Origin of the sequence: Lysinibacillus sp. RS10 (assembly GCF_041956855.1) — a bacterium.
GTDB classification, from domain to species: domain Bacteria; phylum Bacillota; class Bacilli; order Bacillales_A; family Planococcaceae; genus Lysinibacillus; species Lysinibacillus xylanilyticus_A.
Map to the genome: position 1 here is coordinate 3,232,904 of NZ_CP167122.1, position 24,946 is coordinate 3,257,849.

A 24,946-nucleotide genomic window follows, 5' to 3' on the forward strand; every position below is an offset into this window, starting at 1 on the left:
CTATATTTTCGTTTTAGAGCGTTCGAAAAGAATATCGCCATCTAGTATTGTTAATTCGACTTGAATATCTTTTAAATCTTGTGGAAGGGTTTTCAAAATACTGCGATCAAGTACAATCATATCTGCTAATTTACCGGGTTCTAAACTACCCTTTATATCCTCTTCAAAACTTGCGTATGCACCGTTATAGGTATATAGACGAATGGCTTCGAGAACATCTATTTTTTGTCTTTCACCAAATGAAGTTCCATTGGCAGTGAGCCGATTGACCGCTGCGTGAATTCCCATAAACGGATTGTAGGTTGTAACTGGTGAGTCTGACCCAGCAGCAGCAATAATTCCTTGATCAATAAAGTCTCGTGCAGGGTACATAAAGTCCGTACGTTCACCGTAGTTCGTTAAATAACTTTCACCAAATTCATATGGGAATGGTGGATTAGGTATTGGAATCATCTTTAACTCTTTCATTCGTTGCTGTAAATCAGGGCTTGAAATTCCAGCGTGTTCAATACGATGTCGATGATTTTCACGAGGATTTTCTTTTAAAGCGCGTTCTACAACATTCAAATACGATTCAATTGCTTGATCACCTTGTGCATGTACAGTAATTTGATAGCCTAATTCATGTGCTTTACCAAGTACTTCATAAATTTCATCCTCGGTGTAAAATAAGATTCCATGATCGTCAGGATTACTTGTATAACCTTCACGGGTAGCAATAGTCGGGCCAGTACTACTCCCATCTGTAAACAATTTAGCAGGACCCACTTTAAAAAATTCATTTCCAGTTCCAGTTAATACCCCAGATTCCATCATATTTAATGTGAACTGCTTACAGTCATTTAAAATAGCAATCATCGCATAGACACGAATTTTCAAGTCTCCTTTTTGGGAGGCTAATTGTAATATTCGGTAACTATCTTTTGTAAACGTTCCTGCTTCATGAATACTTGTAATGCCACCTTTTAAGAAATGTTGCTGTGCGATTTGAATGGCTTGATAAACTTCTTCATTTGAATAAGATGCACACTCATTAAACTGCATATATGCAGTTTCGATCAATCGTCCAGTGCGTTGACCTTTTGCATTTCTTTCAATTAAACCTCCTTGAGGATCAGGAGTTGTTTCGTCAATACCTGCTAGACGTAAAGCAACCGAATTGACAATTCCGATGTGACAGCAAGTACGGGTAATGACAATCGGGTGGTCGATCGTAATGTTGTCCAATTCTTCAAGAGTAGGATATCGTTTTTCCTTCACCGTTCGTTCATTGAAACCGCTAGCGCGAATCCACTGACCCTTTGGTGTAGTAGCAGCTTTGTCTTTTAAAGCAGTCAAAATCGCATCTATGGAATCCAACCCGGGCTCTTTACAGCTGATACTGAGATGGAAAGTACCATACGTGACCAAATGTAAGTGAGCATCAATAATTCCAGGTAGAATGGACTTTCCTTCCAAGTCAATTACTTGTGTAGAATCACCAATTAATTCTTTAATCTCCTCATTCGAACCAACTGCTACTATTTTGTTATCAGAAATCGCTAGAGCCTCTCGGATAGAATCTTGTCCATCTACAGTAATTACTTCACCATTTAAAAAAGCAATATTAGCTTTCATATAGATCCTCCTCGTTAAATAAATTGAATATTCAGAAAACATTAATTGTGTTGCACTATTCATTTATTTTACTAAAAATAGATTGTCTTTTATTTTTACAAAAGGTAATTAATTTTACTTTTTTTTAGACAAAAGGTTAAAAGGGTTATTTCTACGTAACTATAAAAATTCAAAAAAGGCTTTATTATGTGCATGCTAATATTACTTTTGAAAAAGCAAATTTATGCTGTTCCTTACTACCCCTCGATTTTTCTATTTGTATATCAATAAACAATAATCAAACGTCCCAGTCAGATTTAGCAAAATTAAGATTAAATAAAACCATCGCAAACGTATTTCGTAATGTTAGATATCATAGGATGTACAAAATAAATACTTCAAATAATTTCAAACTAATTCATCTTTTCCGTTTGTAATTAAATTTAAAGTCATTACAATTTCTTTGTTCACTATTTAAATCCATCGAAGAAAGAAAAAATGGAAAGTCTCTAACAATTCCATTAATTTTAATTTATTCACCACTTAAAGTAATACCCTAAAAGAAAAATTAAAGGATAACTAATTGCTATCTTTCCTTCATATTTCTATGCGATTTTCAGGGAAAGAAGCATTTAATACAGCATATGATGTACTTTGTCATACTCTATTAAATATTAGTAGAATCTAAAACAGAAAAATTTGTATAAAATGATTCTTCACCACTAGATTCCCAATAGTACCAAATTCATTTTTACAATTCGATCAATCTTATATCAAAAAAAACATCATTAAAACAATATAAATATTCCATAAAAATAGTATATATGTATGATTATCTAACGTTGCCTGTATTTATCACTATAGATTTAACACTTTAGTACTGTTATTATAATGAAGTATTTTTTTAGAAAGGAGGTTTTCCAATGTACGATTCTTATTATTTTAATGATACCGATGCATTCTTCGCTGGTTTTTTCCTTATCATTATGTTGATTTTTCTTGTGATGGGTATTGCAGGCTATGTTATTAGTTCACTTATTTATTATCAGGCATCTAAAGCAAATGGCTTTGATGATCTTGCCTATGTTTCTTGGATTCCTATTATTAACGTTTATAGCCTTTTCTTATTAACAGCAAAGGGTGATGATGACGTAACAGTTCGTGCGGAAGCGAAAAAGAATGTTTTAATTTATGCTGGATTATTACTTGTTTCATTCATCATTCCATTTATAGGTATACTCGCTTCCTTAGGTCTTTGTTTTTATGTTATGTACTTCACATATCGCCTCTTTTATCGTTGGTCTGGTGAGCCCGGAAGAGCTGTACTTTATATTATTTTATCGTTCATTACATTCGGACTATTCTATTTTATCTACGGCTTAATGAAAATGAATAAACCTTTTGTTGCATAATTACATATGCAAAATTGAAAACCTCTTTACACCCTTAAAAGGGTAAAGAGGTTTTCAACTTATTCACGTAATTTTACACTATAATGTCCCATGGACTTAGGAATACCCTTTAATGCAAGTATCCCACTATAAACTAAAAATCTTATTCTACATTCTAAAAAGTAGACACTTGGAAGCTCGTCCATTAAAGGTAAGAGTTCCGCAATCACTGTTCCCGTCTTTATAAAATCTTTAGATTCTTGCTCATTATGTAGCTTTTCTATTGTCTTTATAATTTGTAGATCAAAATAATTTTCTGGTACCACTTTTATTTCATTATCAATCCATAAACGCAGAACATCGTTAGTTTTCGATAATGTTCCCCATTCATTTTGGAAAATAAGACGGTCCTGAGTAGTTAATGGCTTTTTTTCTTTTATGTTCTCAAACAGCTGCGCTAATTGCTGTGAATCAAGCTGACTTGTCGCACAAATAGTCTTATTATGTTCTGTTGTATTAATAAGAAAAATCTCATTTGATTTATCTCGCAATAAATAGAGGAAAAAACGAAGCCCACATTGTTCATTGGCATTATTACCATACCAAATATAGATAGGTACATGATTTGAAATATCTTCTATTTCACGCAATGTATTTGTAAACTTATTTTGATAAACATCTTCCTGGCCATCGTTAATATTTTCAAATAACCAATCATTTCGGAATACTTGTCCCCTTTTCTCTTCTAACTTCCACAATGGTCCAATTGAAAAGCAATCAGGGAATCCAATCACATGTTTAGGTGGTGCAAGCGCTACTCTCACCGAACCTGCTGTAGATTCAGAGCTAACAATATGAACTGCCAGCGTTGTTAATCGTTGATCTACTGCACGATGTTTTTGAATACAGTCATTTATGATTTCTACTATGTTGCATAATTCATCTTGCTCTAGATAGAATCCCCAGCCCTCAATTGCATCACTTTCTTCATGGTTGAATGTTTCTAATAGAGCATGTTGCTGTATTTTAAATGTCTCCCATTTACTACTATCTATCACATCTGATGCGTTTAGATAATTATGTGTTGTAATTCTATAGACAAAAACCGTATTTGACTCCAATAAAAAATAAATAAATGGATAATTTACTTTCCATTCCATAACTTATCCCCCTTTTTTAAAAAATTTTACCACATAAAAATATAAGGAACTAATCGTTGTATCTTTGCACACACGCAATTTCCAATTTCCGCTATTCAATTATAATTACTCTCTTACGACACTTTACTTATCAAATGCCACCAGCTTTTTGAAAAAGAAGTTAGATAACAGAAAAAATATGCTATATTATAGTTAGAAAATTTAGAATTTCTATTTTTTAAAACAAAGGGGTTTGATGATTGTGTATGAAAATATTTTAAGACATCCAGGGCCAACGCCTATTCCGAAAAAGGTTCAGCTTGCGATGAATCGCGATATTATTAGTCATCGAAGCAATGAATTTGTGGAGCTTTACCGTGAAACTATTGAATTAGTAAAACCTGTTTTCGGGACAAAACAGGATATTTTACTCCTTCCATCAGGTGGTACTGCTGCTTTAGAGGCTGCAGCGGTTAATACTGTTTCTGCTGGTGAAAATGTTGTTGTAATAACTGTTGGAGCGTTCGGAGACTATTTCGTTTCGATTTGTGAGAAATACGGTTTTCATGTACATAAGCTTGAAAAAGATTGGGGGCAAGCTTGCACAGCTAACGAGCTACGAGAATTCTTGCAGCCGTTAAAAGATATTAAAGCTGTTTTTATAACTTACAATGAAACTTCGACTGGTATCTTAAACCCAATTGCTGAATTAGCACAAGTTGTTCGTGAGGAAACGGATGCATTATGTATTGTCGATGGTGTAAGTTGCATTGGTGGATCTCCTGCTGAAATGGATGCCTGGGGAATCGATATTCTTGTTACTGGATCTCAAAAAGCGATGATGCTACCTCCTGGACTTTCTCTAGTCAGTGTTAGTGATAGAGCTTGGAAAGTTATTGAAGAAAATAATACACCGTCCTACTATTTAAACTTATTAAGCTATCGTAATTGGGCAGAAAAAGGGATGACTCCAAACACACCTACTGTCACACTTATATATGGACTTTACGAAGTATGTAAACTTATAGAGGAAGAAGGAGGCTTTGAAAAAACAATTGCCCGCCATGAACTAATGAAAAACATGGTGCGCAATGCAATGAATGCCCTCAATATTGAACTTCTCACTAATGAAGAGCATGCTTCTCCGACTATTACAGCGATTATGGCTCCAAAAGGGATTGCACTCGGTGACTTCTTGTCACATTTAAAGCAGCAATATCATTTAGATTTCGCTGGAGGACTTGGGGATTTGCAGGGCAAAATTTTTAGATTCGGCCACATGGGCTATTGTTTCCCAAGCGATATTTTACAGGCCATTTCTTTAATGGAAGCTGCTCTCCAAGACTTTGAATACGACTTTGAACCAGGTGTAGGTGTGCGGGCAGCACAAGAAGTATTTTTAACCGCTCAGCGAAAACAATGCCACGATAAAGTAAAACTTTAATCAGTGTGGTCTTCTGTATCTCCACCGATGATTTGTCTTAACCAATCGGGCTTATATGGGTAGTTATTCTCCATTTTACTGTTTGCTAATGTGGGATAAAGATTTAAACCTCCAAATCTATGCATTGATTTGGAGGTTTGTTTATTTAAGTTAATTTAATCCCTTTATTTCAATGGGTCTGAAACAAACTTTTCGTATGATTTTTTATATTGAGGAAAAAAGATGTTAATAGTTCATAAAATTCATTTAAGTAATGTGAGAGTTGTTGCGATTGCATTGTCAATAAATGATTTTTGCGGTTGAGATTTCATCATGACCGTTAATCCAATTAACGCCACAATTAGAGCCTGTGCTATAGACTTTGCATCCGTGCCTTCTTCTAACTCACCCGATTGGATTCCTCGTTCAATTGTCTCCTGAAAAATGACGGCTAGATAAAGTTGATGCTCTCTCGTTAAGATTTCAAATCTCTCATCATGAGGAGCTAGTTCAACCATTGTATTGATGCAAAAACAGCCGTTACTAATATCTTTCGTATATTCAGCAGCAATCACTTCTTCAAAAAAAATAGCAAATGCCTGTTTTACAGAGGTATGACCTTGAAGTCTAGCTCGTATATCAGCTGCACGAGATGTCGTATATCTACGAAGTGCTGCTTCGAATAGTTCCTTTTTATCTCCAAAGGTTGAATAAATACTCGGACGTTGAATCCCCATTCTAGCAGTGAGATCACTTAAAGATGTAGCTTCATAGCCCTTCTCCCAAAATAACTGCATGGCAGCCTCTAAAACTTTTTCCTCATCAAATTCACGGGTTCTTGCCATAAAAATTCCACCTCCATTGTTTAAGAGTTTGCGAGTTTGTTACTATAAAATTTTAAATACCAAACAGTATGTAAACATTGTATAATCAGCTGCTTTCATTGTCAATTTTCGTTGTATTAGGTAACTACGGAGGAAATTTTTTTAAAATAAACCCTTGACATTATAAACAACACTAAGATATATTTACCAATAATTATATTGTACCGAACGGTATGTTATAATTAAAATTCAATGATGAACGGAGGATATGGCGTGGATCATAATCTGAAGCAAGAAGTTGATGTATCTGTGATGAATCTACAACCTTCTATGTCTAGAACTGTAACTTTATTATTCGCAACAGCCTGCGGAATGTCTGTCGCCAATATTTATTTCGCACAACCGTTGCTTGATCAATTGTCTTATGAATTTAATATTGATCACTCGACAATAGGTGTTGTAATTACCATCACGCAGATCTTTTATGGATTGGGCTTATTACTTCTAGTGCCTCTTGGAGATTTACTTAACCAACGACGCTTGATTATCGGACAGATGCTATTATCCACAACGGCTTTGGTTATAGTGGGTACTGCTTCTTTTAGCGTGTTGCTTTTTACTGGTATGGCCTTAGTAGGTCTACTTGCTGTTGTGACGCAGACACTTGTGGCGTTTGCAGCAACTATGGCTTCCCCTACAGAACGCGGACGTGTCGTTGGCATTGTCACAAGCGGGATTGTCATTGGCATTCTGCTCGCTCGAACCTTCGCTGGTCTATTAACAGACCTTACAGGATGGCGTTCCGTCTATCTAGTCTCTGCTGCCCTCATGCTTGTAATGGTTTGTATATTTCTGAAGGTGTTACCAAAGGTGGAGCGTGAAGTAAAATCACTCCCCTATCATCAGCTAATTAAATCCGTATTCACTCTGTTTATGCAAGAAAGAACATTACGCATCCGCTCAGTTCTAGCCATGTTAATTTTTGCTGATTTCAGTATTTTGTGGACTTCACTTGTTCTACCACTTAGTGCGCCACCATTAGCTCTTTCACACAGTGTAATTGGCGCATTTGGTCTAGTTGGAGTGGCTGGTGCACTAGCTGCAGCACAGGCCGGGAAACTGGCCGATCGAGGTTACGGACAAAGAACGACAGGTATTGCTTTAGTTCTATTACTCATTTCATGGTTGTTTATCAACTATCTAGAACAGTCGTTATTGGCATTAATTGTAGGTATTGTGTTGCTCGATTTGGCCGTGCAGGCAGTACATGTCACGAATCAGACGATGATTCTTCCATTACGTACAGAGGCACGGAGTCGACTTACTGCTGGATATATGATGTTTTATTCCATCGGCGGTGCTGGCGGCTCAATTACTTCTACACAGATGTATGCACACTTTGGCTGGGGAGGGGTTTGTTTCCTCGGAGCTTCAATCAGTACAATCGCTCTTATTTTTTGGGCTACGACTAAACGGTTAACAAAATATTAAAGTTGATTTGGAGAGATAACATATGGAAATAGGAATTACTTCTTTTGTAGAAACAAAACCAGATGTTCATAGTGGTGAAGTGATTAGTCATGCACAACGTTTGCGTGAAGTGGTTGAAGAAATCATTCTTGCAGATCAAGTGGGGCTGGATGTGTTTGGTGTTGGTGAGCACCATCGAGAAGATTATGCTGCATCCTCTCCAGCAATGGTGCTATCTGCTGCAGCTCTACAAACAAAAAAGATTCGACTTACTAGTGCGGTAACAGTTCTATCTTCAGCTGATCCAGTACGTGTCTTTCAGGATTTTTCCACATTAGATGGACTATCAAATGGGCGTGCTGAGATTATGGCAGGTCGTGGTTCCTTTATCGAATCCTTCCCCTTATTTGGCTACAATTTAAATGATTATGATGAACTATTTGAGGAACATTTGGACTTACTCCTCAAAATTCGCGAGTCAGAAAAAGTAGTATGGGAAGGTAGACATCGACCAGCGATCAATAATTTAGGTGTGTATCCAAGGCCTGTTCAAAACTCCTTACCAATATGGGTTGGTAGTGGAGGAAATCAACAATCTGCCATCCGTGCAGGACTTTTAGGATTACCACTTATGCTAGCAATCATTGGTGGCAGTCCAATGCAGTTTGCACCTATCGTACAACTCTATAAAAAGGCAGCTGCTCAAGCAGGGCATGATCTATCAAAACTTCAGGTTGGATCTCATTCAATAGGTTTCGTCGGCCCGAATACTGACTGGGCAGCGGATACATTTTTCCCATCAACGAAGGCGGGTATGAATAAATTGGGCAAAGAAAGAGGTTGGCGATATTATGATCGCTCTAGCTATGATGCTGCACGCAGTTTTGAAGGGGCGTTATATGTAGGTGATCCAGATACAGTTGCTGAAAAAATCATCCATCTTCGTAAACATGTAGGGATTACACGTTTTATGCTGTACGTACCATTAAGCACAATGCCACATGATCAAGTTATGCAAGCTATAGAATTGCTCGGAACAAAAGTTGCTCCTCGAGTACGTGAGGAAGTTGCCAAATGGGAGGCGGAAATGGCACTAGAAGAAAATTCATTTCTTTAAGATTTCATTATTTAACAGGAGGATTTATACAAATCTCCACCCTTTCCTCCTTGCGTGAGAAATATTAGCAGTGTTGATTTGTTGCCAAGCCGATACACCTAAAACAAGGACTTAGGAAATCTGAAGTAAAATTGCAATTTAAGCCAATACTTCGCGGCATGATCGACTGAATAATCTTTTACCGCCAGAATTATGAATATAAGTGCATTTTCAAAAGCTAAAAGTGTTATACTAATAAGCACGTTATAAATTGAGGAGTTAGACAGTATGAAATATTTTAAACCACAAATGCAGCAACTTGTGAAAGAAAACCGTGAATTACATGATCGCCTAAAAGAGTTAATGTCCGAAATGGATTTGCAAAAAAATTATGCTTTAAAAGCTCTATATCACGCTGAAGTAGCGGACGGTGGACGCTATCAGCAAGATTATCAAGCGTTGGACTATTTATATAAATAACTCTAGATGAGCAAAAGTAATAAACGCAAGAATGTTGATTCCGATTGCATTCTTGCGTTTTCTTATTAACTAACTACCTTAGTCATTAATTCTTCCTACTCGCACTACCTTTGCCATGTATTCCTCACGCATTTCCTCCGGCACCATACTGCCACCTGTTGCCCATACAAGATGGGTAGCTTGCTCCATCTTATCAACTAAATCATGCTTTTCTAAATAATTTTGTCCATTTTTCATTAACTGAATGGGTCCGAACATCCCTGCATGTGCAGATGGCTCTAAAAATAATTCATCAACTTCCATAGCCAAGCCAAGTGACGTAAACAATTCTTCATCTTTCACTGTATAACAGCCACTAATATACGTATCCATCACTTTTCCTACGAATTTTGAAGCACGACCTACAGCTAGACCATCTGCCTCCGTTTTATTGTCTAAGCCGATGTCTTCTACGCTGATTTCATCATGTAAGCCTGTCATCAAGCCCATTGTCATACAAGGGGATGCTACTGGTTCAGCGAAGAAAATATGAGCGTGTTCTCCAAAAATTTCACGGATGCCGTACGCAACCCCACCCGGTCCCCCTCCTACACCACACGGTAAATAAACGAACAATGGATGCGCATTATCCACTGTAATGTTCGTCTTTTCAAATTGTGATTTTAAACGCTTTGCTGCTACCGCATAGCCTGCAAATAAGTCTTTCGAATTCTCATCATCAATGAAATGACACATAGGATCTTGTTCAGCCTCTCGGCGACCTTGTTCAACAGCCACGCTATAATCGGCCTCATATTCAATAACTGTCGCACCTTTTTCTCGTAGTAATGCTTTCTTCCACTCTTTTGCGTCACTCGACATATGTACAACGACATTAAAGCCGAGTTTTTTGCCCATAATGCCGATACTTAGTCCTAAATTACCAGTAGAACCTACGGCAATTGTGTACTGCTGGAAGAACGTTTGAAAATCCTCTGTGGCCAACACCGCGTAATTATCCTCTATTGTTAGCTTTCCACTAGCAATCGCAAGCCGTTCTGCATGTCTTAATACTTCAAAAATACCACCACGAGCTTTAATGGAGCCTGAGATTGGCAAAGCATGATCGCATTTTAAGATAAATTGACCTGGTATTAGAAGATCAAATTCCTTCTCAAGTGCTTTCTTGATCAATGGTATTTCTTGAATTGATGATTCAATGAGTCCTTTACTTTCCAAAAGTTCTGGAAATGCTACACTTAAATAGGAAGAAAAACGTTTAAGTGTCTCTTCTGCCTCCCCGACTTCCTCCATTGAAAAAAGATTTGTGCTCGCCTTTTTTCGCCAATTCGTATTCTCCCAAAGTACAGTATCTTTATTTGCTAACTCATTTAGTCTCGGAAATTGATTTAATAGTTCGTGTTTTAGTTTATTTTTCATCTTCAGATGCCTCCATTTTTTGGGCTGAAATTGCTCGTTCACAAATTTGTCGAAATTTCAATTCGAACGAAATATTGTTTTCTTGCGTTCGTTTTTTAGGTCCCCTCGTACGTCCACCAGCACGTCTAATCTTCTGTCCAACATGGCGCATATCGAGCAAACGTTCGATATTTTCATCGGACATTTCTCGTCCATTTTGATCAATCGGATAGCCCCCTCTTGCTAAAACCATTGCTGCTAAACCGTAATCCTGTGTAATGACAATATCATGTTTTGAAAGCGCATTCACTAGCGTGAAATCAACCGAATCTGGTCCTTTCGGAACCATAATTGTTATTACATTATCACGTTCAATACGGTGAGATGTATCGCAAAACAAGATTGTTTCCATCTCAAACTCAGATGATATAGATAGCGCTAAATCCACTACTGGACAGGCATCAGCGTCAATTAAAACCTTCACAATAAAGCATCATTCCTTTCTCATAATTAGATCAATCAAGCAGTCAGTTATTATTTAAATATAATAAATCCCCAACATCCCTTGCTCATTTTTTCACAAACTCAAGGTCTTTGCAAAAAGTATTTTATTGAATAGTTTGAAAAATAGATATACGATACAACTATCAACTAACTGGAGGTTTTTTACTATGACAATTACAACTGTTAGCAACGAACAATTAGCAAAAGAATACGTAGATGGCGTATTCGAGCAATTAAAACAACAGAACAGTCATCAAGCGGAGTTCTTACAAGCTGCTGAAGAAATTTTCATTTCATTAGTGCCTGTATTTGTACAACACCCTGAATATATTAAAGCTAATATCTTATCTCGTATCGTTGAGCCAGACCGCATCATTTCCTTCCGTGTTGCTTGGCAAGATGATCACAACCAAGTTCAAGTAAACCGTGGTTATCGTGTACAATACAGCAATGTAATGGGACCATATAAAGGTGGTCTTCGCTTCCACCCTTCCGTTAACGAATCTATTATCAAATTCTTAGGCTTTGAACAAATCTTTAAAAATGCTTTAACAGGCCAACCAATCGGTGGTGGTAAAGGTGGCTCAAACTTCGATCCTAAAGGTAAATCAAACTCTGAAATCATGCGCTTCTGTCAAGCATTCATGACTGAATTATACCGCCATATTGGTCCAGATGTCGATGTTCCTGCAGGTGATATCGGAGTTGGAGCTCGAGAAGTAGGCTATTTATGGGGTCAATACAAGCGTTTAACACATGCAAGCGAATCTGGTGTATTAACTGGTAAAACTCCTGGATATGGCGGTTCTTTGGCTCGTAAAGAGGCAACAGGTTATGGCACAGTATACTTTGTAAACGAAATGCTAAAAGATGCCAATGATTCATTCGAAGGTAAAACAGTTGTAGTTTCTGGCTCTGGTAACGTTTCAATATATGCAATTGAAAAAGCACAAGCTTACGGTGCAAAAGTTGTTGCTTGCTCCGACTCTTCAGGCTACGTTTACGATCCAGATGGTTTAGATCTTGACGCAATTAAAGAAATTAAAGAAGTAAAAGGCGATCGTATTTCAACTTACGTAAACTATCGTCCAGATGCAACATTTACAGAAGGTTGCACAGGTATTTGGACTATTCCTTGTGATCTCGCGCTTCCATGTGCTACTCAAAACGAAATTAACGGTGAATCAGCTCGCACATTAATTTCTAATGGTGTAAAAGCGATTGGTGAAGGAGCTAACATGCCATCTGATCTTGAAGCAATTAACGAATTCTTAGACGCTGGCGTTTTATTCGGACCTGCCAAAGCAGCTAACGCGGGCGGTGTTGCTGTATCTGCTCTTGAAATGGCACAAGATTCTAGCCGTGTATTCTGGTCATTTGAAAAAGTAGATGCTAAATTACATCAAATTATGAAAGATATTTACGCGGACAGTAAAGCTGCTGCTGAAAAATACGGTTACCCTGGGAACCTAGTAGTAGGCGCGAACATTGCCGGCTTCGTAAAAGTAGCAGATGGTATGCTAGCTGAAGGCGTATATTAATCACATTCTTTTTCCATTCAACCCCACCTAAGATGATAGCGAATATTCGTTATCATCTTATTTTTTTAGTATAAAGAAAGTTAATATACACAAAAATAGCTCCTAAAACGAACAATTTTATTATTAAACATTTAAAATATTCGTGTTATAATAATGGAGTACTATGAAATATTGGAGGGTTTTTTGTGGAATTATTGTATACAGGTAAAACGAAAAATGTGTTCAAATTAGAAGATGGTCACTACTTATTAAAATTCAAAGATGATGTAACTGGTGAAAACGGCGTATTCGACCCTGGTGCTAACACTGTAGGCTTAACAATCGATGGTGCAGGACTTGCTGGACTTCGCTTAACTTCTTATTTCTACTCAAAACTAAACGATCAAGGTGTTCCTACTCACTATGTTGATGCAAACTTTAACAATGCAACAATGACAGTAAAACCTGCTACAGTTTTCGGAAAAGGCTTAGAGGTTATTTGCCGCTTCAAAGCAGTTGGCTCTTTCCTTCGTCGCTATGGTGCTTACGTAAAAGAAGGACAAGATTTAGATTCTTTCGTAGAAGTTACCATCAAAGATGACGATCGCCTAGATCCTCCTATTTCTGAAGATGCATTAGCAATGTTAAACCTGTTATCACACGAAGAGTATGCAATTTTAAAGCAACGTACAATTGAAATTGCTAAATTTGTTGCTGCCGAGCTTGCAAAAAAAGGATTAACACTGTACGACATCAAATTAGAATTTGGCCGCGATGCTAAAACAAATGAAATTTTATTAATAGATGAAATTTCTGGCGGAAATATGCGTGCTTACAAAGGCGAACAATATATCGAGCCTTTAGAACTAGAAAAAATTATGCTTGCTGAATAAAAATAATACATTCATGAAATTCAAAATTAGCCTTGTTAATCTACTATTAACAGGGCTATTTTAATGCTCCAACAAAAGACAGGTTTACTTGTAGCCCTTGGCGGAAATAAGGGTTCTTGAATGGATACAAATGTTTAATCAACACACCTGACAGAATGATTGACTTTTAATGTTTGAGTACCCTTTTTTAATAAAAAAAAATAATTTTTTTCGAAACTTTTCATTAGCATAGCCGTATACTAACTATACGCATAATGCAATTTTCTATTCTTTTGGAGGTAGTTTAATGGAAAACTATAATGACACACCACAGGCGAGGACAAAACTAAATCCATTTCTATCGGCTTGGATACACCCTAAACAAACTGCACGTTATATGATTGATGAAAAATCAATTGGATTTGCGATTCTTATTATGTCAATTGGCTATATCGGTTCTTCGTTATCAGGGCTTATTGATCAAAAAATTATAGCTGATTTTTCTCCTTGGTTTATGGCACTACTTTGTGTGATATTTGCACCAATTGTAGGGATTATAGGCACAGGTTTCTCAACGCTAATATTATGGCTGTTTGGTAAGATTTTCAACGGGACTAGTACATTCTCTGATTTATTTAAAGCTTTAAGTTTAACTGCTATACCATTCATCGTTCTTATACCACTTTACTTAATTTGGTTGATTACATCACCTGAAACGTTAATGAACACTAGCTCTATTGAAACAATACCTTGGTTATTATTAATAACTGGTTTTGTTAGCTTTGTTCTAGCAATCTGGTCATTAGTTATCACAGTAGGTGTTGTGGCAGAAGCTCATCAATTTGAAATTTGGAAAGCAATATTGACTGTTATTATCCCTTCTATTATTCTGTTTATTATTTTCTTTGTTTTCTTTATCATTCTTATGTTCGGCATAATCGGCATTAGTATGATGTAAAAAAATCTCCCCTCTGATGAACAGAGTGGGAGATTTTCATTTAATTTGAGCAATTGTTAAACTGAAAGTACTGTATTTTGTTGGAATAGTTCTGATACACCTGACTCAACAGCAGCACCACTTACAGCACGTGAAACAATTGCAACTACCCGCTCATCTAATGATTTAGGCACGATATATTCCTCTGTTAATTCCTCGTCACTTACAAGGGATGCAATCGCTTCAACTGCGGCTAACTTCATGGCTTCATTAATATCCGTTGCTCGCACATCCAATGTCCCACGGAAAATACCAGGGAAAGCAAGCACATTGTTTATTTGGTTTGGATAATCTGAGCGTCCCGTTCCCATTACACGTACACCCCACGCTTTAGCATTTTCATACGTAATTTCTGGATTTGGATTTGCTAGTGCAAACACGACTGGATCTTCATTCATAGAAGCAATATGCGCTTCTGTTAATAAATTTGCAACAGATACACCGATAAAGACATCAGCACCCATTAGGGCATCCTCTAATGTTCCATGCAATTTTTCTGGATTTGTTAAATGGGCCACCGTTTCTTTAATTGGATTCATCCCTTCAGCACGCCCTTCATAAATAAGGCCTTTTGTATCACACATATAAATATTTTTATAACCCATTTGCACAAGAATACGTAAAATTGCAATCCCCGCTGCGCCTGCGCCGTTAATGACAACCTTCATTGTTGCCACATCTTTTTTTACAATACGATTAGCATTAATCATCCCTGCACCTACGACAATCGCCGTTCCATGCTGATCATCATGGAACACAGGAATATCACATTCTTGGCGGAGACGATCTTCAATTTCAAAGCATCTTGGTGCTGAAATATCTTCTAAATTTACAGCACCAAAAGTTGGAGCAAGCGCCTTCACAATGCTGACGATTTCATCCGTATTCTTCGTATCTAAACAAATAGGAAAAGCATCAACATTGGCAAAACGCTTTAATAAAATCGCCTTCCCCTCCATTACTGGTAATGCTGCCTTCGGACCGATATCTCCTAAACCTAATACCGCAGTACCATCTGAAACAACTGCCACCATATTTCCTTTCATAGTATAGTCGTAAACAAGCGATGGATTTCTTTCAATCTCTATACAAGGTGCAGCTACCCCTGGAGAATATGCAAGACTTAGATCATAGGAATCTTGCACAGGTACCTTTGAAATCACCTCTAATTTTCCACAATAATGCTCGTGCATTTCTAAAGCCTTTTTCATAACATCCATTCAATCCCATCCTTTTCTTATGAATTATTATATATTTTAGAATCATAATACTTTGTGAAAGTAAAGTCAACGAATTTTCTGTCAATTTTATTTTTCGTTAGAAATAAAGGCATTTACTATCGATAATACCACTTTTTCATCTTGTTATTACTTTCACAATCAATTATTTCAATATAATTAATTAATTGGTTTCCATCTGAAAAAATGTACACATATCGCCATTCAGCCTGTTCAACTTTTCACATAGTATTTTTCTTATGTAAATGAGAAATTTTTCACAAACTAATGTAAGCGCATCCATTATTACATCTAGTTTCGTCACATTTTCTTCACATTTTTTCACAAAGTTTTTTATTATTCTTGCAAAAGTATTCTTTTTCCTTTGAGATTTCATTCTAACCAATCGAGTAGGAGGGAGTGACTAACTCCCGACCTCTCCAACCACCGTACGTACGGATCCGTATACGGCGGTTCAATTAAGATGAATAACGCAAGATTTCATAACGAGCTTGCAGACTTTTGAGCCCTTGGTTACTCCAATAAGAGTTACCAAGGGTTCTGTGTAATATTGGACTTTTCGAAATACGCCAGTAACTCTTGCGAGTATTGCCCCATTCGTAAGCCTTCCAGTCTGGAACTCCTAAGCGAATAAGGTTGCGCACTTTCGTACGAGGCTTCTTCCAATTCTTCCATAAACACATGCGAAGTCTTCTTCTAATCCATCCATCCAGTGATTCAAATATTGATTTCGTATCCGCTAATGAAAAGTAGCCACACCACCCAATTAAGTATTGATTCAATTGTTGAATTCGGTACTCCATTGGAAATGGCTTCTTTCTAGCTGTTAATTCCCGAATTTTGTTCTTCATTCGCTTTATGCTCTCTTTCGCAATTCGAACTTGTGGTTCTTTGCGGGAGGTAAAGCTAAATCCTAGGAATTTACGTTGCCAAGGACGAGCCACTGCGGATTTCTTCTCATTTATTTTCAATCGCAGCGTCTTCTCAATAAAGGTTTTGATACTTGCCATCACTCGTTCTCCTGCTCGTTTTGTTTTCACATAAATATTGCAGTCATCGGCGTAACGGACAAATTTATGACCACGTTTCTCTAATTCTTTGTCTAATTCATCCAGCACAATGTTTGAGAGAAGTGGACTCAGTGGACCCCCTTGGGGTGTTCCTTCATCTGTATCATAAACGACACCATTTATCATGACACCCGATTGCAAGTATCTACGAATCAGCTTGAGTAGAGGTTTATCAGAAATTTTCTTCGCTAATGTACTCATTAGACGGTCATGGTTTACTTTGTCGAAGAATTTCTCTAAGTCCATATCTACTACCCAGCGATATCCTTCTTTTATATAGCCTTTGGCTTCTCGGATTGCATCGTGAGCACTTCGTTTTGGTCGAAATCCGTAACTATGATTCGAGAAGTTCGGGTCGTATAGGTTGGATAGCACTTGGGCAATTGCCTGTTGAATGAGTCGGTCTGTCACGGTTGGGATTCCTAATAGTCGCACACCGCCGTCAGGTTTCGGGATTTCGATTCTGCGAACTGGTTGTGGTTGGTAGGTTCCCTCAAGAATTTGCTTCTTAATCGTTAGCCAGTTTTCGACTACATGCTGTCGTAGGAATTTTACGGGCATTTTGTCTACTCCATGACTCCCTTTGTTTCGTTCCACCCGTTTGAGTGCGAGAAGCAGATTCTCTCGTGATAAAATTTGATTCATTAACATCTCGTTCGACTCCTCCGTGAATAGCTTGTCTTCTTATAACAGTTTCTACTGCACCCGCTCAATGTCCCTCATGGGATTCACCATTACCTCCATTAAGTCGGTCCTTCTGGATTTTCTGTGTTTATCATAGAAAACTGCATGCCAAGGGCTATTCTCTCCGAATTGTTCGGTCCTTTCCATTCATTCTAGAAGTGAATGGTACTATGACCTCTGCTGACTTCTGATGGTTCAGCTACCTATCGCTAAGTAGGTTACAAAGTGTACTTTACGTTTCCATCAGACCTCCCCGGGTAAGCGTATGCACTTTCACACCATCTATCCGCCTCATTTACTCGATATGACCTTCGACAGAAAGGACTTTGTGTTGTTGTGCACACTCATCCAATCATACCTAGCCTTATATGAGATTTGTGTTCCTCGGACCGGTGTTTTGCCTCCAGCTTCCTTCAGATTCCGCGTCGCCACGGACACCCTTGCTCTTGGCTAACCTCTACTTCTGTCTTCGAGGTTCGGGACTTGCACCCTATAGTTCATACGCATGCCGGGCGCACACAAAAAAGAGCCCTTATATAAAGGACTCTTGCCTAAATTGATTGATAAAAGCGGTGATAATATGTTTGGAAGACCACTGTTCCCTTGATACTTTAGTAATCGGATAATCACGAACAAAGATTGCTTTTGTGATTTCTTCTATTGAATAACCTTTATTAAATAATTGCTTGACATTACCCTCCATGTCTTCTAAATAAGCAATTTTTTCTTGTATTTTTGCTCGACCATCCGCTATATAGCCTGCATGACAGCAATACACTTCCTCAAAATCATAGTTTAATATTTTCTTTAAAGACGCCAAGGTATGTACGATATTTTCTTCATCAAGGACAACCTTCGTTTTCGTCTGTATATACAAATCGCCTGTAAACATAGCACCTGTTTCACGATTGTAAAATGATACATGATCTGTTGTGTGTCCCGGTGTTGCAATAACGTCCCATGTTGCTGAATTCGTTTGCAATGTATCGCCAAATGGTTGCGCTACAAAAGCCGGTCGTTCTCCCCATAATGCCTGTCGATAAATTGGATAGTCTCCATTCTCCGCACAAATGCTAACCGAATCACGATGAACAAAGATTGGTACATCCCTTTGCTGTTGAATCCATGCTGCATTTCCTGCATGATCCTCATGGGAATGTGTCAGTGCCACTTGTTCAATCGGTATCTCGTTAAAAAAGGATTGGAACTCCTGTGTCAGTGAGTAAGAACCTGTATCAATTAATAACCCATCGACAAAAAAGCAATAAACACTCAATCCAAAACCCTCAACCGCAACTTTACCATGTGAACATTGCACATCTCGATTTCGTTGAATTTCTATACTTTTCTCTCGTTTAAACATCCTTTCTCCCCCTTTGTCCTTTGTAAAAAGAGTGTAGCACAAAATGAATAGTCAGTCATTTTAAGAGTACATAACAATTCGCATCGATTGATGATTACCATTAAAACTCTCAGTATTAATAGAGAGACCATGGCATCGTATTTTACAATCATTAAAAAAAGTCCATCTTGCTGTAGCAGAGGGTACAATCCACATATATTGTTTCATAATTGCTCGCTCTGGCGTGCTATCCACGATTTTGGTGGGTCTATCCATCATTTTGACGGTTCTATCCACGATTTGGGCGGTGCTATCCACGACTTTGGATTTCTATCCGTCGCTTTGACGATTCTATCCGTCACCTTGGCTCTTCTTTCCGCCACTCTTGCCTTTCTTTCCGTCGCTCTGATTTCTATCCGTCACCTTGGCTCTTCTTTCCGCCACTCTTGCCTTTCTATCCGTCACTCTTGTCTTTCTTTCCGTCGCTTCGGCTTTTCTTTCCGTCGCTCTGATTTCTATCCGTCACCTTGGCTCTTCTTTCCGCCACTCTTGCCTTTCTTTCCGTCGCTTCGGCTTTTCTTTCCGTCGCTCTAATTTCTATCCGTCACCTTGGCTCTTCTTTCCGTCACTCTTGCCTTTCTTTCCGTCGCTTCGGCTTTTCTTTCCGTCGCTCTAATTTCTATCCGTCACCTTGGCTCTTCTTTCCGCCACTCTTGCCTTTCTTTCCGTCGCTTCGGCTTTTCTTTCCGTCGCTCTGATTTCTATCCGTCACCTTGGCTCTTCTTTCCATCGCTCTTGCCTTTCTTTCCGTCGCTTCGGCTTTTCTTTCCGTCGCTCTGATTTCTATCCGTCACCTTGACTCTTCTTTCCATCGCTCTTGCTTTTCTTTCCGTCGCTCTAATTTCTATCCGTCACCTTGGCTCTTACTCCCCTTTCCACTCCAATAAAAACAAAAAACGCCCACCGAAGTGAGCGTTTCGTCTTCAATCAATTATTCATTTGTACCTTTTTCTACATCATATTCTGTAATCCAGTCACTAAAGCTGCCTACATACAGTTGAATATTTTCATAACCTTCATCTGCTAGCACTGCATACAACGGTGATGCTGTAACACCGCTGCCACAATAAACAACTACGTGCTCGTCGCGTGCAACTTTGCTACGTAACGCATCATTGGCTTGCAATTGACCATCGGATTTTAATTGCTCCCAGTCAAAGTTTTTCGCCGTTGGAATATGCCCAGCTACCTTATCAAGAGGCTCTATTTCACCACGGTAGCGAACTGCGGCACGCGCATCTAACAACGTCGCATTCACCTCTCCATCTACAATGGCTTTTACCGCTTGACGTGGAGCATACAATTCATCTTGCCAAGTAAATTCAATCGTAGTTGGTGGGTATTTAATAATATCTTTTGTGAACGATACCTTTTCCTCAAGAGCGGGTGCACCGCCATTCACAATCACTACATTTGGAAAGCCTGCATACGTCAGCATCCACCAAGCACGTGGTGCAAATGGTGCAGCTCCTTGATCGTAAACAACAATTTGGTCTTCATAGCGTAACCCTAATCCTTGAAATACGGCCCCTAGCTTTTCCTTGTTTGGCATTGGATGACGACCATTGTTGGACTCCATATCTGACAGCTCTTGCTCTAAATCAACATAAATTGCTCCTGGTGCATGCCCTTCTTCAAATGCTTTTTTACCTGCTTCTTTGTCTTGTAAATCAAAGCGAGCATCTACGAAACGGGCTCCGTCTAATTGAATTTCCTCAACTAATTTGAATACTTTTCCCAAGTGAATCACCTCACACGTATTGTAATTGAGTGTAAATAGCTTTCCAAGAAGCTAAACGACTTTCTTCTTGAAGTGCAAGTCTTTCTGTGGCAATTTGTTCAAGTGCCTGATGGTAAATATACAGACGTAATTTCTCTGCTTCCTCAGCAATAAAAGTAATGGCCCATGTCATGAGAGATATTTTCTGTGCATCTAAGTAGTTTTGTGCATCTGGCTTCGTTAATACCTCAAGCGCCTCACTTAGCTTCACTTTTTCATTCTTTTCAAAGAATGCCTTCGGATTGCGGAAGTGTGATTTCACCCCTGCATATTTCGCGATATCTGCAAATGGTCCTTCAAAATCAAGTAAATCTGGCTCAGAAGGTTCAAACGCTAAAAATGAGAAGCTGCGGTTTAATTCTTTAAGCTCACGTACTTCATCTTTAAAGCGCAGTTGCATCTTCTTACTTATAAACTGTGATAAACGGAAGTTTGTTACTCGCATTTCTTGCGTAAAATCAAATCGTAAGCTTTGCATTACTTCCTTTAATGCATGCTCTAAAGCTTGCTGAGCTGGCATTGCTGCAAATGTTGACGGATTGTAGCCTTCCTTAAAGAACTCTGGGTAACGATAATACACGCGTTGAAGGACATAATACAGTAATTCATCAAGCTCTTGCTTCGTTTCACTTTCTAGCATACTTGTATTGAGCGTATTGAACTTCGATTTAATATGCTGTTCTAGTGTTGTTAATTCCTCTAAACGCTCGTCTTTACGCTTTAAGTTCTCTTCTGTCTGTGCAATCAAATCACCTAAACGTTGTTCAGTTTTATCGACTTCCTCTGCAAGTGCCTGCACAGCCAATGCACTTAATTCATCATTTAAGAACGTGTGGAAGGCATCTTCGAAAGGTGGCATACCTGATGTTAAATCAGCACCCTCTACTTTTTCTTTTAAAGCCATTAAGCTCGACACACCGTAAAGTCGAGGGAAGCGAATGCCAAAGCGTTGTAGTTCTGAACGTACATAGCCTTTTACATCTTCCTGTTCTTCTTCCGTTGTTGCTAAATCAATCGCATTGACGATAAAGAACATCTTATCAAGTTCGAAGGCATCCTTCACACGTCCTAGCTGGATTAAAAACTCACGGTCAGCTTTAGCAAAAGCATGATTATAATAAGTAATAAACAAGATTGCATCAGCATTACGAATATATTCAAACGCAACACCTGTATGACGCGCATTAATAGAATCTGCTCCTGGTGTGTCAACAAGTGTCACACCCATGCGTGTTAACGGACTATCATAATAGAAATCAATATTATCAACAAAGCATGATTTATTTTCTTGTGCAACAAATTTTTCGAACTCTTCACGATTAACACGTAATACTTTCCCAAGCTCAGACTTAAATGTTGGGAATCCTTCTTTATATGCACGAATAAATGATTTATGCACATTTAAGCGTTCGTCCGTTAGCTGCACCGCAAGTCCTTCATCGGCACGATTAAACGCTTCTTCTAGAGAAGAAACGGATAAACCAACTGCCGCGTAAGAAGCTTGAATATCCTCTAGCATTTGGTCAGCTGTTTTTAACAGTACATCTGCTGTTTCATGCGGATGCTCTGGTGTCACAGGACGAATTTTATTAATAGCCGCTGTTGTAGGGTTTGGTGATACAGGTAAAACTTTAGCACCCATTAACGCATTAGAGAATGAAGATTTCCCTGCACTAAATGCACCGAACAGCGCGATTGTGAAATCCTTTTTCTGTAATCGTTCTACTTTATTTTCTAAGTAAGTTGCTACTTCCGCAAAGCCTTGTACATCTTTTACCGCATTTGCCGTATGAAGTGCACGCTTAACTACACCTTCAATAGGAAGACTTGTTGCACTAACTGCTTGCTGTGCCTCTTCTTGCTGTAACGCTTCCTCTTTTGGCTTTAACATCGATTCATCAAATAATCGAATATCTGCTAAATCTTTCTTAAAGGCATTGTCCCAGTTTGAAAGCTGTTGATTTGCCAGCTTACGAATTTCAATACTCGCCTGATGCATAATGCTTGCACTATAATGCTGGTAACCCTCAATTTCAAGCACTGCCTGAATAGCATCAACTTTCGCTTGCATCCCTGCCATTTTTAATTTAGATGGAGCAGCTGTTTCTGTTGCTACCGCCTGTAATGTTGTTGCTTGCGCATCCTTCCAATTATCTGTTTCCTGGATATAGTAGCGCTTAGTCGCCTCTGCCACACGATTAGCAAAGTTTAACACAGCATCTCCCGTTAAAATTGCACCAACTTGTACATGCTGCTCAATAAGTGAAAATGGTAATTCAAAGGCGTAGGCATCAATAGCTGTAGCACGTTCTTCATTTAACGCACCAACATCCTTTATTACCTTTTTCATCAACCCTTTTAAATGTCCCGTAATCTGTGCATGCACCACGTTTTGATAAGTGCTATAGACGTCTTCTTTGCGGCGCTTACGCTCTTCCTCTGTTTTTTTCTTGGCGGTAAATAAGCCTCCCACCTTGAAGCCTTCTTGCTGACTTTCTAAAAACAGACGTAATTTATCGCGTAAATCTGCAGGCATAATCGCTGCATTCGCAAGTAGTTCTTTACGTTGCTCTTCAAACGTTTCATTCCATGCCTCTACTGAGAACAATTCAACTTGACGATTTAATTTATTGTACTGTTCTAAAATATCTTTATGGTGTGCCCAGTCATCGGCACTTAATACTTCTTCATCGATATCTAAACGATCCTGTCTTTCTTCCGTTAAATAATTGTCATGCTCACTTTGTAATAAACGCAATGTATTTGATGCAGTCTGTACAAGCTGATCCTGCCAATCATTCATACTATCCATAACGATTTTCTTTACGACCTCAAAATCGTTATAAGGGTGTTCAGGCTCTCTTAAGGAAGTGAAAAATACGCCTTTTGGTACTACTCCCCAAGCCGCAAAAGAATTGTGAACCGTTGCTTTAAATTCCTCAAAACTTAATTCATTTTCTTTATGCTTATCAATCATGTTAACGATTAAATAAACGTTTGGATTGTACTTCATTAATTGCTTAGTAAATTGGAAATTCAATTCCGATTGCACGTGATTGTAGTCCATTGTATAAAATACGATATCAGCAATATGAAGTGCTGACTCAGTTGACATACGGTGTGCATCATCTGTTGAATCGACACCTGGCGTATCCATTACAGTGACGCCTAGTGGTAATGTCGATGTGCTATGTCCAATTTCAATTTGTGACACGAGATCCCCATTTTTACTTAGCTCTTTTACCGTTTTAAAATCATAGCCTGCTTCAAATTTCACAGGTTTTTCATTGTGCATATAGACAATCGCAAAGTCTTCATCTGATTTATGGACTTTTACGATATTGGCACTCGTTGGAATTGGACTTGACGCAAGTAAGTCTTCACCTGATAATGCATTAATCATACTCGACTTACCAGCAGAGAAATGACCTGCAAAGCCAATAACATATTCTTTTTGCTGTATTTTACGTGCAAAAAGTGATGTCTTATCCATACGCTCTGTATCATCATTATGCTGATAAATTATGTATTGTAACGCGGCTTGCTTTAAAAGCCCCTCCAACTGTTGTTCAAAATCATTCATAAAACCAGTAACCCCTTTATTCATATTAATCAATTTAACCTTGGCGTAATTGTAGCTGTCGCTGCGCTTTCGCTACAGAATACATTTGCCGCTGTCGCTTCGCTTTCGCGCAGATAAACAATGTGTCCGGATTTTGAATTGTGCAAGCACAATTCACTCCTTTAAAAATCCGCGACATCCGCCAGAGGCTTGATCTTCATTCAGTAATGTTTGGAAAGGAACTATAACCGCATTCATCTTACCATTTCAGAGGTGGTAGTTTCTCTGAATGAAGATAGTCATAATTAGTATTCTACCTTATTCGACAAGCAAAGTATAACACTAATTTACTTTCAAAAGCATATATATCAGGGTTTCAGACGTAATATTTGTACACACGGTGTTGTAAGAAAGCATGATACTTCTAAAAAAACTACTAATTTCTATTTCATAAAGGATGCATATCTAAGAAGCAAATAATTTTCTTCATATTTTAAGGT

21 protein-coding genes are annotated in these 24,946 nt (G+C 38.2%); 10 read left to right on the forward strand and 11 right to left on the reverse strand.

Translation table 11 applies throughout. The annotated features are described in order from the left end of the window. Entirely contained in the window at positions 1–1,617 is a 1,617-nt protein-coding gene (locus ACB089_RS16570) for an amidohydrolase (RefSeq protein ID WP_374967383.1), read from the reverse strand. Between the two features lie 902 nt (positions 1,618–2,519). On the opposite strand from ACB089_RS16570, the gene ACB089_RS16575 reads away from it, so the two are divergent. Further along, entirely contained in the window at positions 2,520–3,008 is a 489-nt protein-coding gene (locus ACB089_RS16575; protein ID WP_374967384.1) for a hypothetical protein, read from the forward strand. Between the two features lie 59 nt (positions 3,009–3,067). Here the strand turns inward: ACB089_RS16575 and ACB089_RS16580 are convergent, their stop codons facing one another. Next, on the reverse strand, positions 3,068–4,147 hold the full coding sequence (locus tag ACB089_RS16580) for a DUF1835 domain-containing protein (RefSeq protein ID WP_374967385.1): 1,080 nt from the start codon (positions 4,145–4,147) through the stop codon (positions 3,068–3,070). Positions 4,148–4,388: 241 nt separating this feature from the next. On the opposite strand from ACB089_RS16580, the gene ACB089_RS16585 reads away from it, so the two are divergent. Further along, positions 4,389–5,570, forward strand: a complete 1,182-nt coding sequence (locus ACB089_RS16585) for a pyridoxal-phosphate-dependent aminotransferase family protein (RefSeq protein ID WP_374967386.1) — start codon at positions 4,389–4,391, stop codon at positions 5,568–5,570. Between the two features lie 242 nt (positions 5,571–5,812). On the opposite strand, the gene ACB089_RS16590 is transcribed toward ACB089_RS16585, so the two are convergent. After that, positions 5,813–6,394, reverse strand: coding sequence for a TetR/AcrR family transcriptional regulator (locus ACB089_RS16590; RefSeq protein WP_049666516.1), 582 nt, complete (start codon positions 6,392–6,394; stop codon positions 5,813–5,815). 291 nt (positions 6,395–6,685) lie between these two features. Here ACB089_RS16590 and ACB089_RS16595 point away from each other — a divergent pair, with 291 nt between their 5' ends. The 3 genes from ACB089_RS16595 (at position 6,686) to ACB089_RS16605 (ending at position 9,419) form a co-directional block, all read left to right on the forward strand. Next, positions 6,686–7,864 carry an MFS transporter gene (locus ACB089_RS16595; protein ID WP_374967583.1) on the forward strand — a complete coding sequence of 393 codons (1,179 nt, stop codon included), beginning with the start codon at positions 6,686–6,688 and terminating at the stop codon, positions 7,862–7,864. A gap of 22 nt (positions 7,865–7,886) precedes the next feature. Then, entirely contained in the window at positions 7,887–8,960 is a 1,074-nt protein-coding gene (locus ACB089_RS16600; RefSeq protein WP_374967387.1) for an LLM class flavin-dependent oxidoreductase, read from the forward strand. A gap of 267 nt (positions 8,961–9,227) precedes the next feature. Further along, a complete protein-coding gene (locus ACB089_RS16605) occupies positions 9,228–9,419 on the forward strand; it encodes a hypothetical protein (RefSeq protein ID WP_049666523.1) in 192 nt (63 codons plus the stop codon). 78 nt (positions 9,420–9,497) lie between these two features. On the opposite strand, the gene ACB089_RS16610 is transcribed toward ACB089_RS16605, so the two are convergent. Further along, positions 9,498–10,838, reverse strand: coding sequence for a D-serine ammonia-lyase (locus tag ACB089_RS16610; RefSeq protein ID WP_374967388.1), 1,341 nt, complete (start codon positions 10,836–10,838; stop codon positions 9,498–9,500). Next, complete coding sequence (locus ACB089_RS16615; protein WP_068982714.1) at positions 10,828–11,301, reverse strand: YaiI/YqxD family protein; 474 nt, start codon at positions 11,299–11,301, stop codon at positions 10,828–10,830. Before ACB089_RS16615 ends, ACB089_RS16610 begins: the two co-directional genes overlap by 11 nt. A 187-nt stretch (positions 11,302–11,488) precedes the next feature. Between ACB089_RS16615 and gdhA the strand changes: the two genes are divergently transcribed. The 3 genes from gdhA (at position 11,489) to ACB089_RS16630 (ending at position 14,671) form a co-directional block, all read left to right on the forward strand. Next, complete coding sequence (gene gdhA, locus ACB089_RS16620) at positions 11,489–12,862, forward strand: NADP-specific glutamate dehydrogenase (RefSeq protein ID WP_374967389.1); 1,374 nt, start codon at positions 11,489–11,491, stop codon at positions 12,860–12,862. A 185-nt stretch (positions 12,863–13,047) separates the two neighbouring features. After that, a complete protein-coding gene (locus tag ACB089_RS16625; RefSeq protein WP_374967390.1) occupies positions 13,048–13,734 on the forward strand; it encodes a phosphoribosylaminoimidazolesuccinocarboxamide synthase in 687 nt (228 codons plus the stop codon). Between the two features lie 286 nt (positions 13,735–14,020). Continuing rightward, entirely contained in the window at positions 14,021–14,671 is a 651-nt protein-coding gene (locus ACB089_RS16630) for a Yip1 family protein (protein WP_374967391.1), read from the forward strand. A gap of 56 nt (positions 14,672–14,727) precedes the next feature. On the opposite strand, the gene ACB089_RS16635 is transcribed toward ACB089_RS16630, so the two are convergent. From ACB089_RS16635 to ACB089_RS16645, 3 genes are all read right to left on the reverse strand, one after another. Next, positions 14,728–15,930, reverse strand: a complete 1,203-nt coding sequence (locus tag ACB089_RS16635; protein WP_368637379.1) for an NADP-dependent malic enzyme — start codon at positions 15,928–15,930, stop codon at positions 14,728–14,730. Positions 15,931–16,406: 476 nt separating this feature from the next. Continuing rightward, positions 16,407–17,669, reverse strand: coding sequence for a group II intron reverse transcriptase/maturase (gene ltrA / locus ACB089_RS16640; protein ID WP_374963429.1), 1,263 nt, complete (start codon positions 17,667–17,669; stop codon positions 16,407–16,409). 565 nt (positions 17,670–18,234) lie between these two features. Next, positions 18,235–19,065: an MBL fold metallo-hydrolase gene (locus ACB089_RS16645; RefSeq protein WP_374967392.1), complete on the reverse strand. Its 831-nt coding sequence runs from the start codon at positions 19,063–19,065 to the stop codon at positions 18,235–18,237. A gap of 129 nt (positions 19,066–19,194) precedes the next feature. Here ACB089_RS16645 and ACB089_RS16650 point away from each other — a divergent pair, with 129 nt between their 5' ends. Together ACB089_RS16650 and ACB089_RS16655 are read left to right on the forward strand one after the other, a co-directional pair. Further along, positions 19,195–19,638, forward strand: a complete 444-nt coding sequence (locus tag ACB089_RS16650) for a hypothetical protein (protein ID WP_374967393.1) — start codon at positions 19,195–19,197, stop codon at positions 19,636–19,638. 15 nt (positions 19,639–19,653) lie between these two features. Continuing rightward, a complete protein-coding gene (locus ACB089_RS16655; protein ID WP_374967394.1) occupies positions 19,654–19,884 on the forward strand; it encodes a hypothetical protein in 231 nt (76 codons plus the stop codon). A gap of 151 nt (positions 19,885–20,035) precedes the next feature. Here the strand turns inward: ACB089_RS16655 and ACB089_RS16660 are convergent, their stop codons facing one another. From ACB089_RS16660 to ACB089_RS16670, 3 genes are read right to left on the reverse strand one after another with little or no spacing between them, the layout of a single operon-like run. Continuing rightward, positions 20,036–20,845 carry a sulfurtransferase gene (locus ACB089_RS16660; RefSeq protein WP_374967395.1) on the reverse strand — a complete coding sequence of 270 codons (810 nt, stop codon included), beginning with the start codon at positions 20,843–20,845 and terminating at the stop codon, positions 20,036–20,038. A gap of 10 nt (positions 20,846–20,855) precedes the next feature. Next, on the reverse strand, positions 20,856–24,467 hold the full coding sequence (locus ACB089_RS16665; protein WP_374967396.1) for a dynamin family protein: 3,612 nt from the start codon (positions 24,465–24,467) through the stop codon (positions 20,856–20,858). 34 nt (positions 24,468–24,501) lie between these two features. Next, a complete protein-coding gene (locus tag ACB089_RS16670) occupies positions 24,502–24,624 on the reverse strand; it encodes a hypothetical protein (protein ID WP_375122114.1) in 123 nt (40 codons plus the stop codon). Positions 24,625–24,946 lie beyond the last annotated feature (322 nt).

What these genes read in the sequence shown, in the direction of transcription:
- ACB089_RS16570 (WP_374967383.1), bottom strand. Translation starts at nt 1,617, where the DNA reads ATGAAAGCTAATATTGCTTTTTTAAATGGTGAAGTAATTACTGTAGAT.
- ACB089_RS16575 (WP_374967384.1), top strand. Translation starts at nt 2,520, where the DNA reads ATGTACGATTCTTATTATTTTAATGATACCGATGCATTCTTCGCTGGT.
- ACB089_RS16580 (WP_374967385.1), bottom strand. Translation starts at nt 4,147, where the DNA reads ATGGAATGGAAAGTAAATTATCCATTTATTTATTTTTTATTGGAGTCA.
- ACB089_RS16590 (WP_049666516.1), bottom strand. Translation starts at nt 6,394, where the DNA reads ATGGCAAGAACCCGTGAATTTGATGAGGAAAAAGTTTTAGAGGCTGCC.
- ACB089_RS16595 (WP_374967583.1), top strand. Translation starts at nt 6,686, where the DNA reads ATGAATCTACAACCTTCTATGTCTAGAACTGTAACTTTATTATTCGCA.
- ACB089_RS16600 (WP_374967387.1), top strand. Translation starts at nt 7,887, where the DNA reads ATGGAAATAGGAATTACTTCTTTTGTAGAAACAAAACCAGATGTTCAT.
- ACB089_RS16605 (WP_049666523.1), top strand. Translation starts at nt 9,228, where the DNA reads ATGAAATATTTTAAACCACAAATGCAGCAACTTGTGAAAGAAAACCGT.
- ACB089_RS16610 (WP_374967388.1), bottom strand. Translation starts at nt 10,838, where the DNA reads ATGAAAAATAAACTAAAACACGAACTATTAAATCAATTTCCGAGACTA.
- gdhA (WP_374967389.1), top strand. Translation starts at nt 11,489, where the DNA reads ATGACAATTACAACTGTTAGCAACGAACAATTAGCAAAAGAATACGTA.
- ACB089_RS16630 (WP_374967391.1), top strand. Translation starts at nt 14,021, where the DNA reads ATGGAAAACTATAATGACACACCACAGGCGAGGACAAAACTAAATCCA.
- ACB089_RS16635 (WP_368637379.1), bottom strand. Translation starts at nt 15,930, where the DNA reads ATGGATGTTATGAAAAAGGCTTTAGAAATGCACGAGCATTATTGTGGA.
- ltrA (WP_374963429.1), bottom strand. Translation starts at nt 17,669, where the DNA reads ATGTTAATGAATCAAATTTTATCACGAGAGAATCTGCTTCTCGCACTC.
- ACB089_RS16645 (WP_374967392.1), bottom strand. Translation starts at nt 19,065, where the DNA reads ATGTTTAAACGAGAGAAAAGTATAGAAATTCAACGAAATCGAGATGTG.
- ACB089_RS16650 (WP_374967393.1), top strand. Translation starts at nt 19,195, where the DNA reads ATGGCATCGTATTTTACAATCATTAAAAAAAGTCCATCTTGCTGTAGC.
- ACB089_RS16665 (WP_374967396.1), bottom strand. Translation starts at nt 24,467, where the DNA reads ATGAATGATTTTGAACAACAGTTGGAGGGGCTTTTAAAGCAAGCCGCG.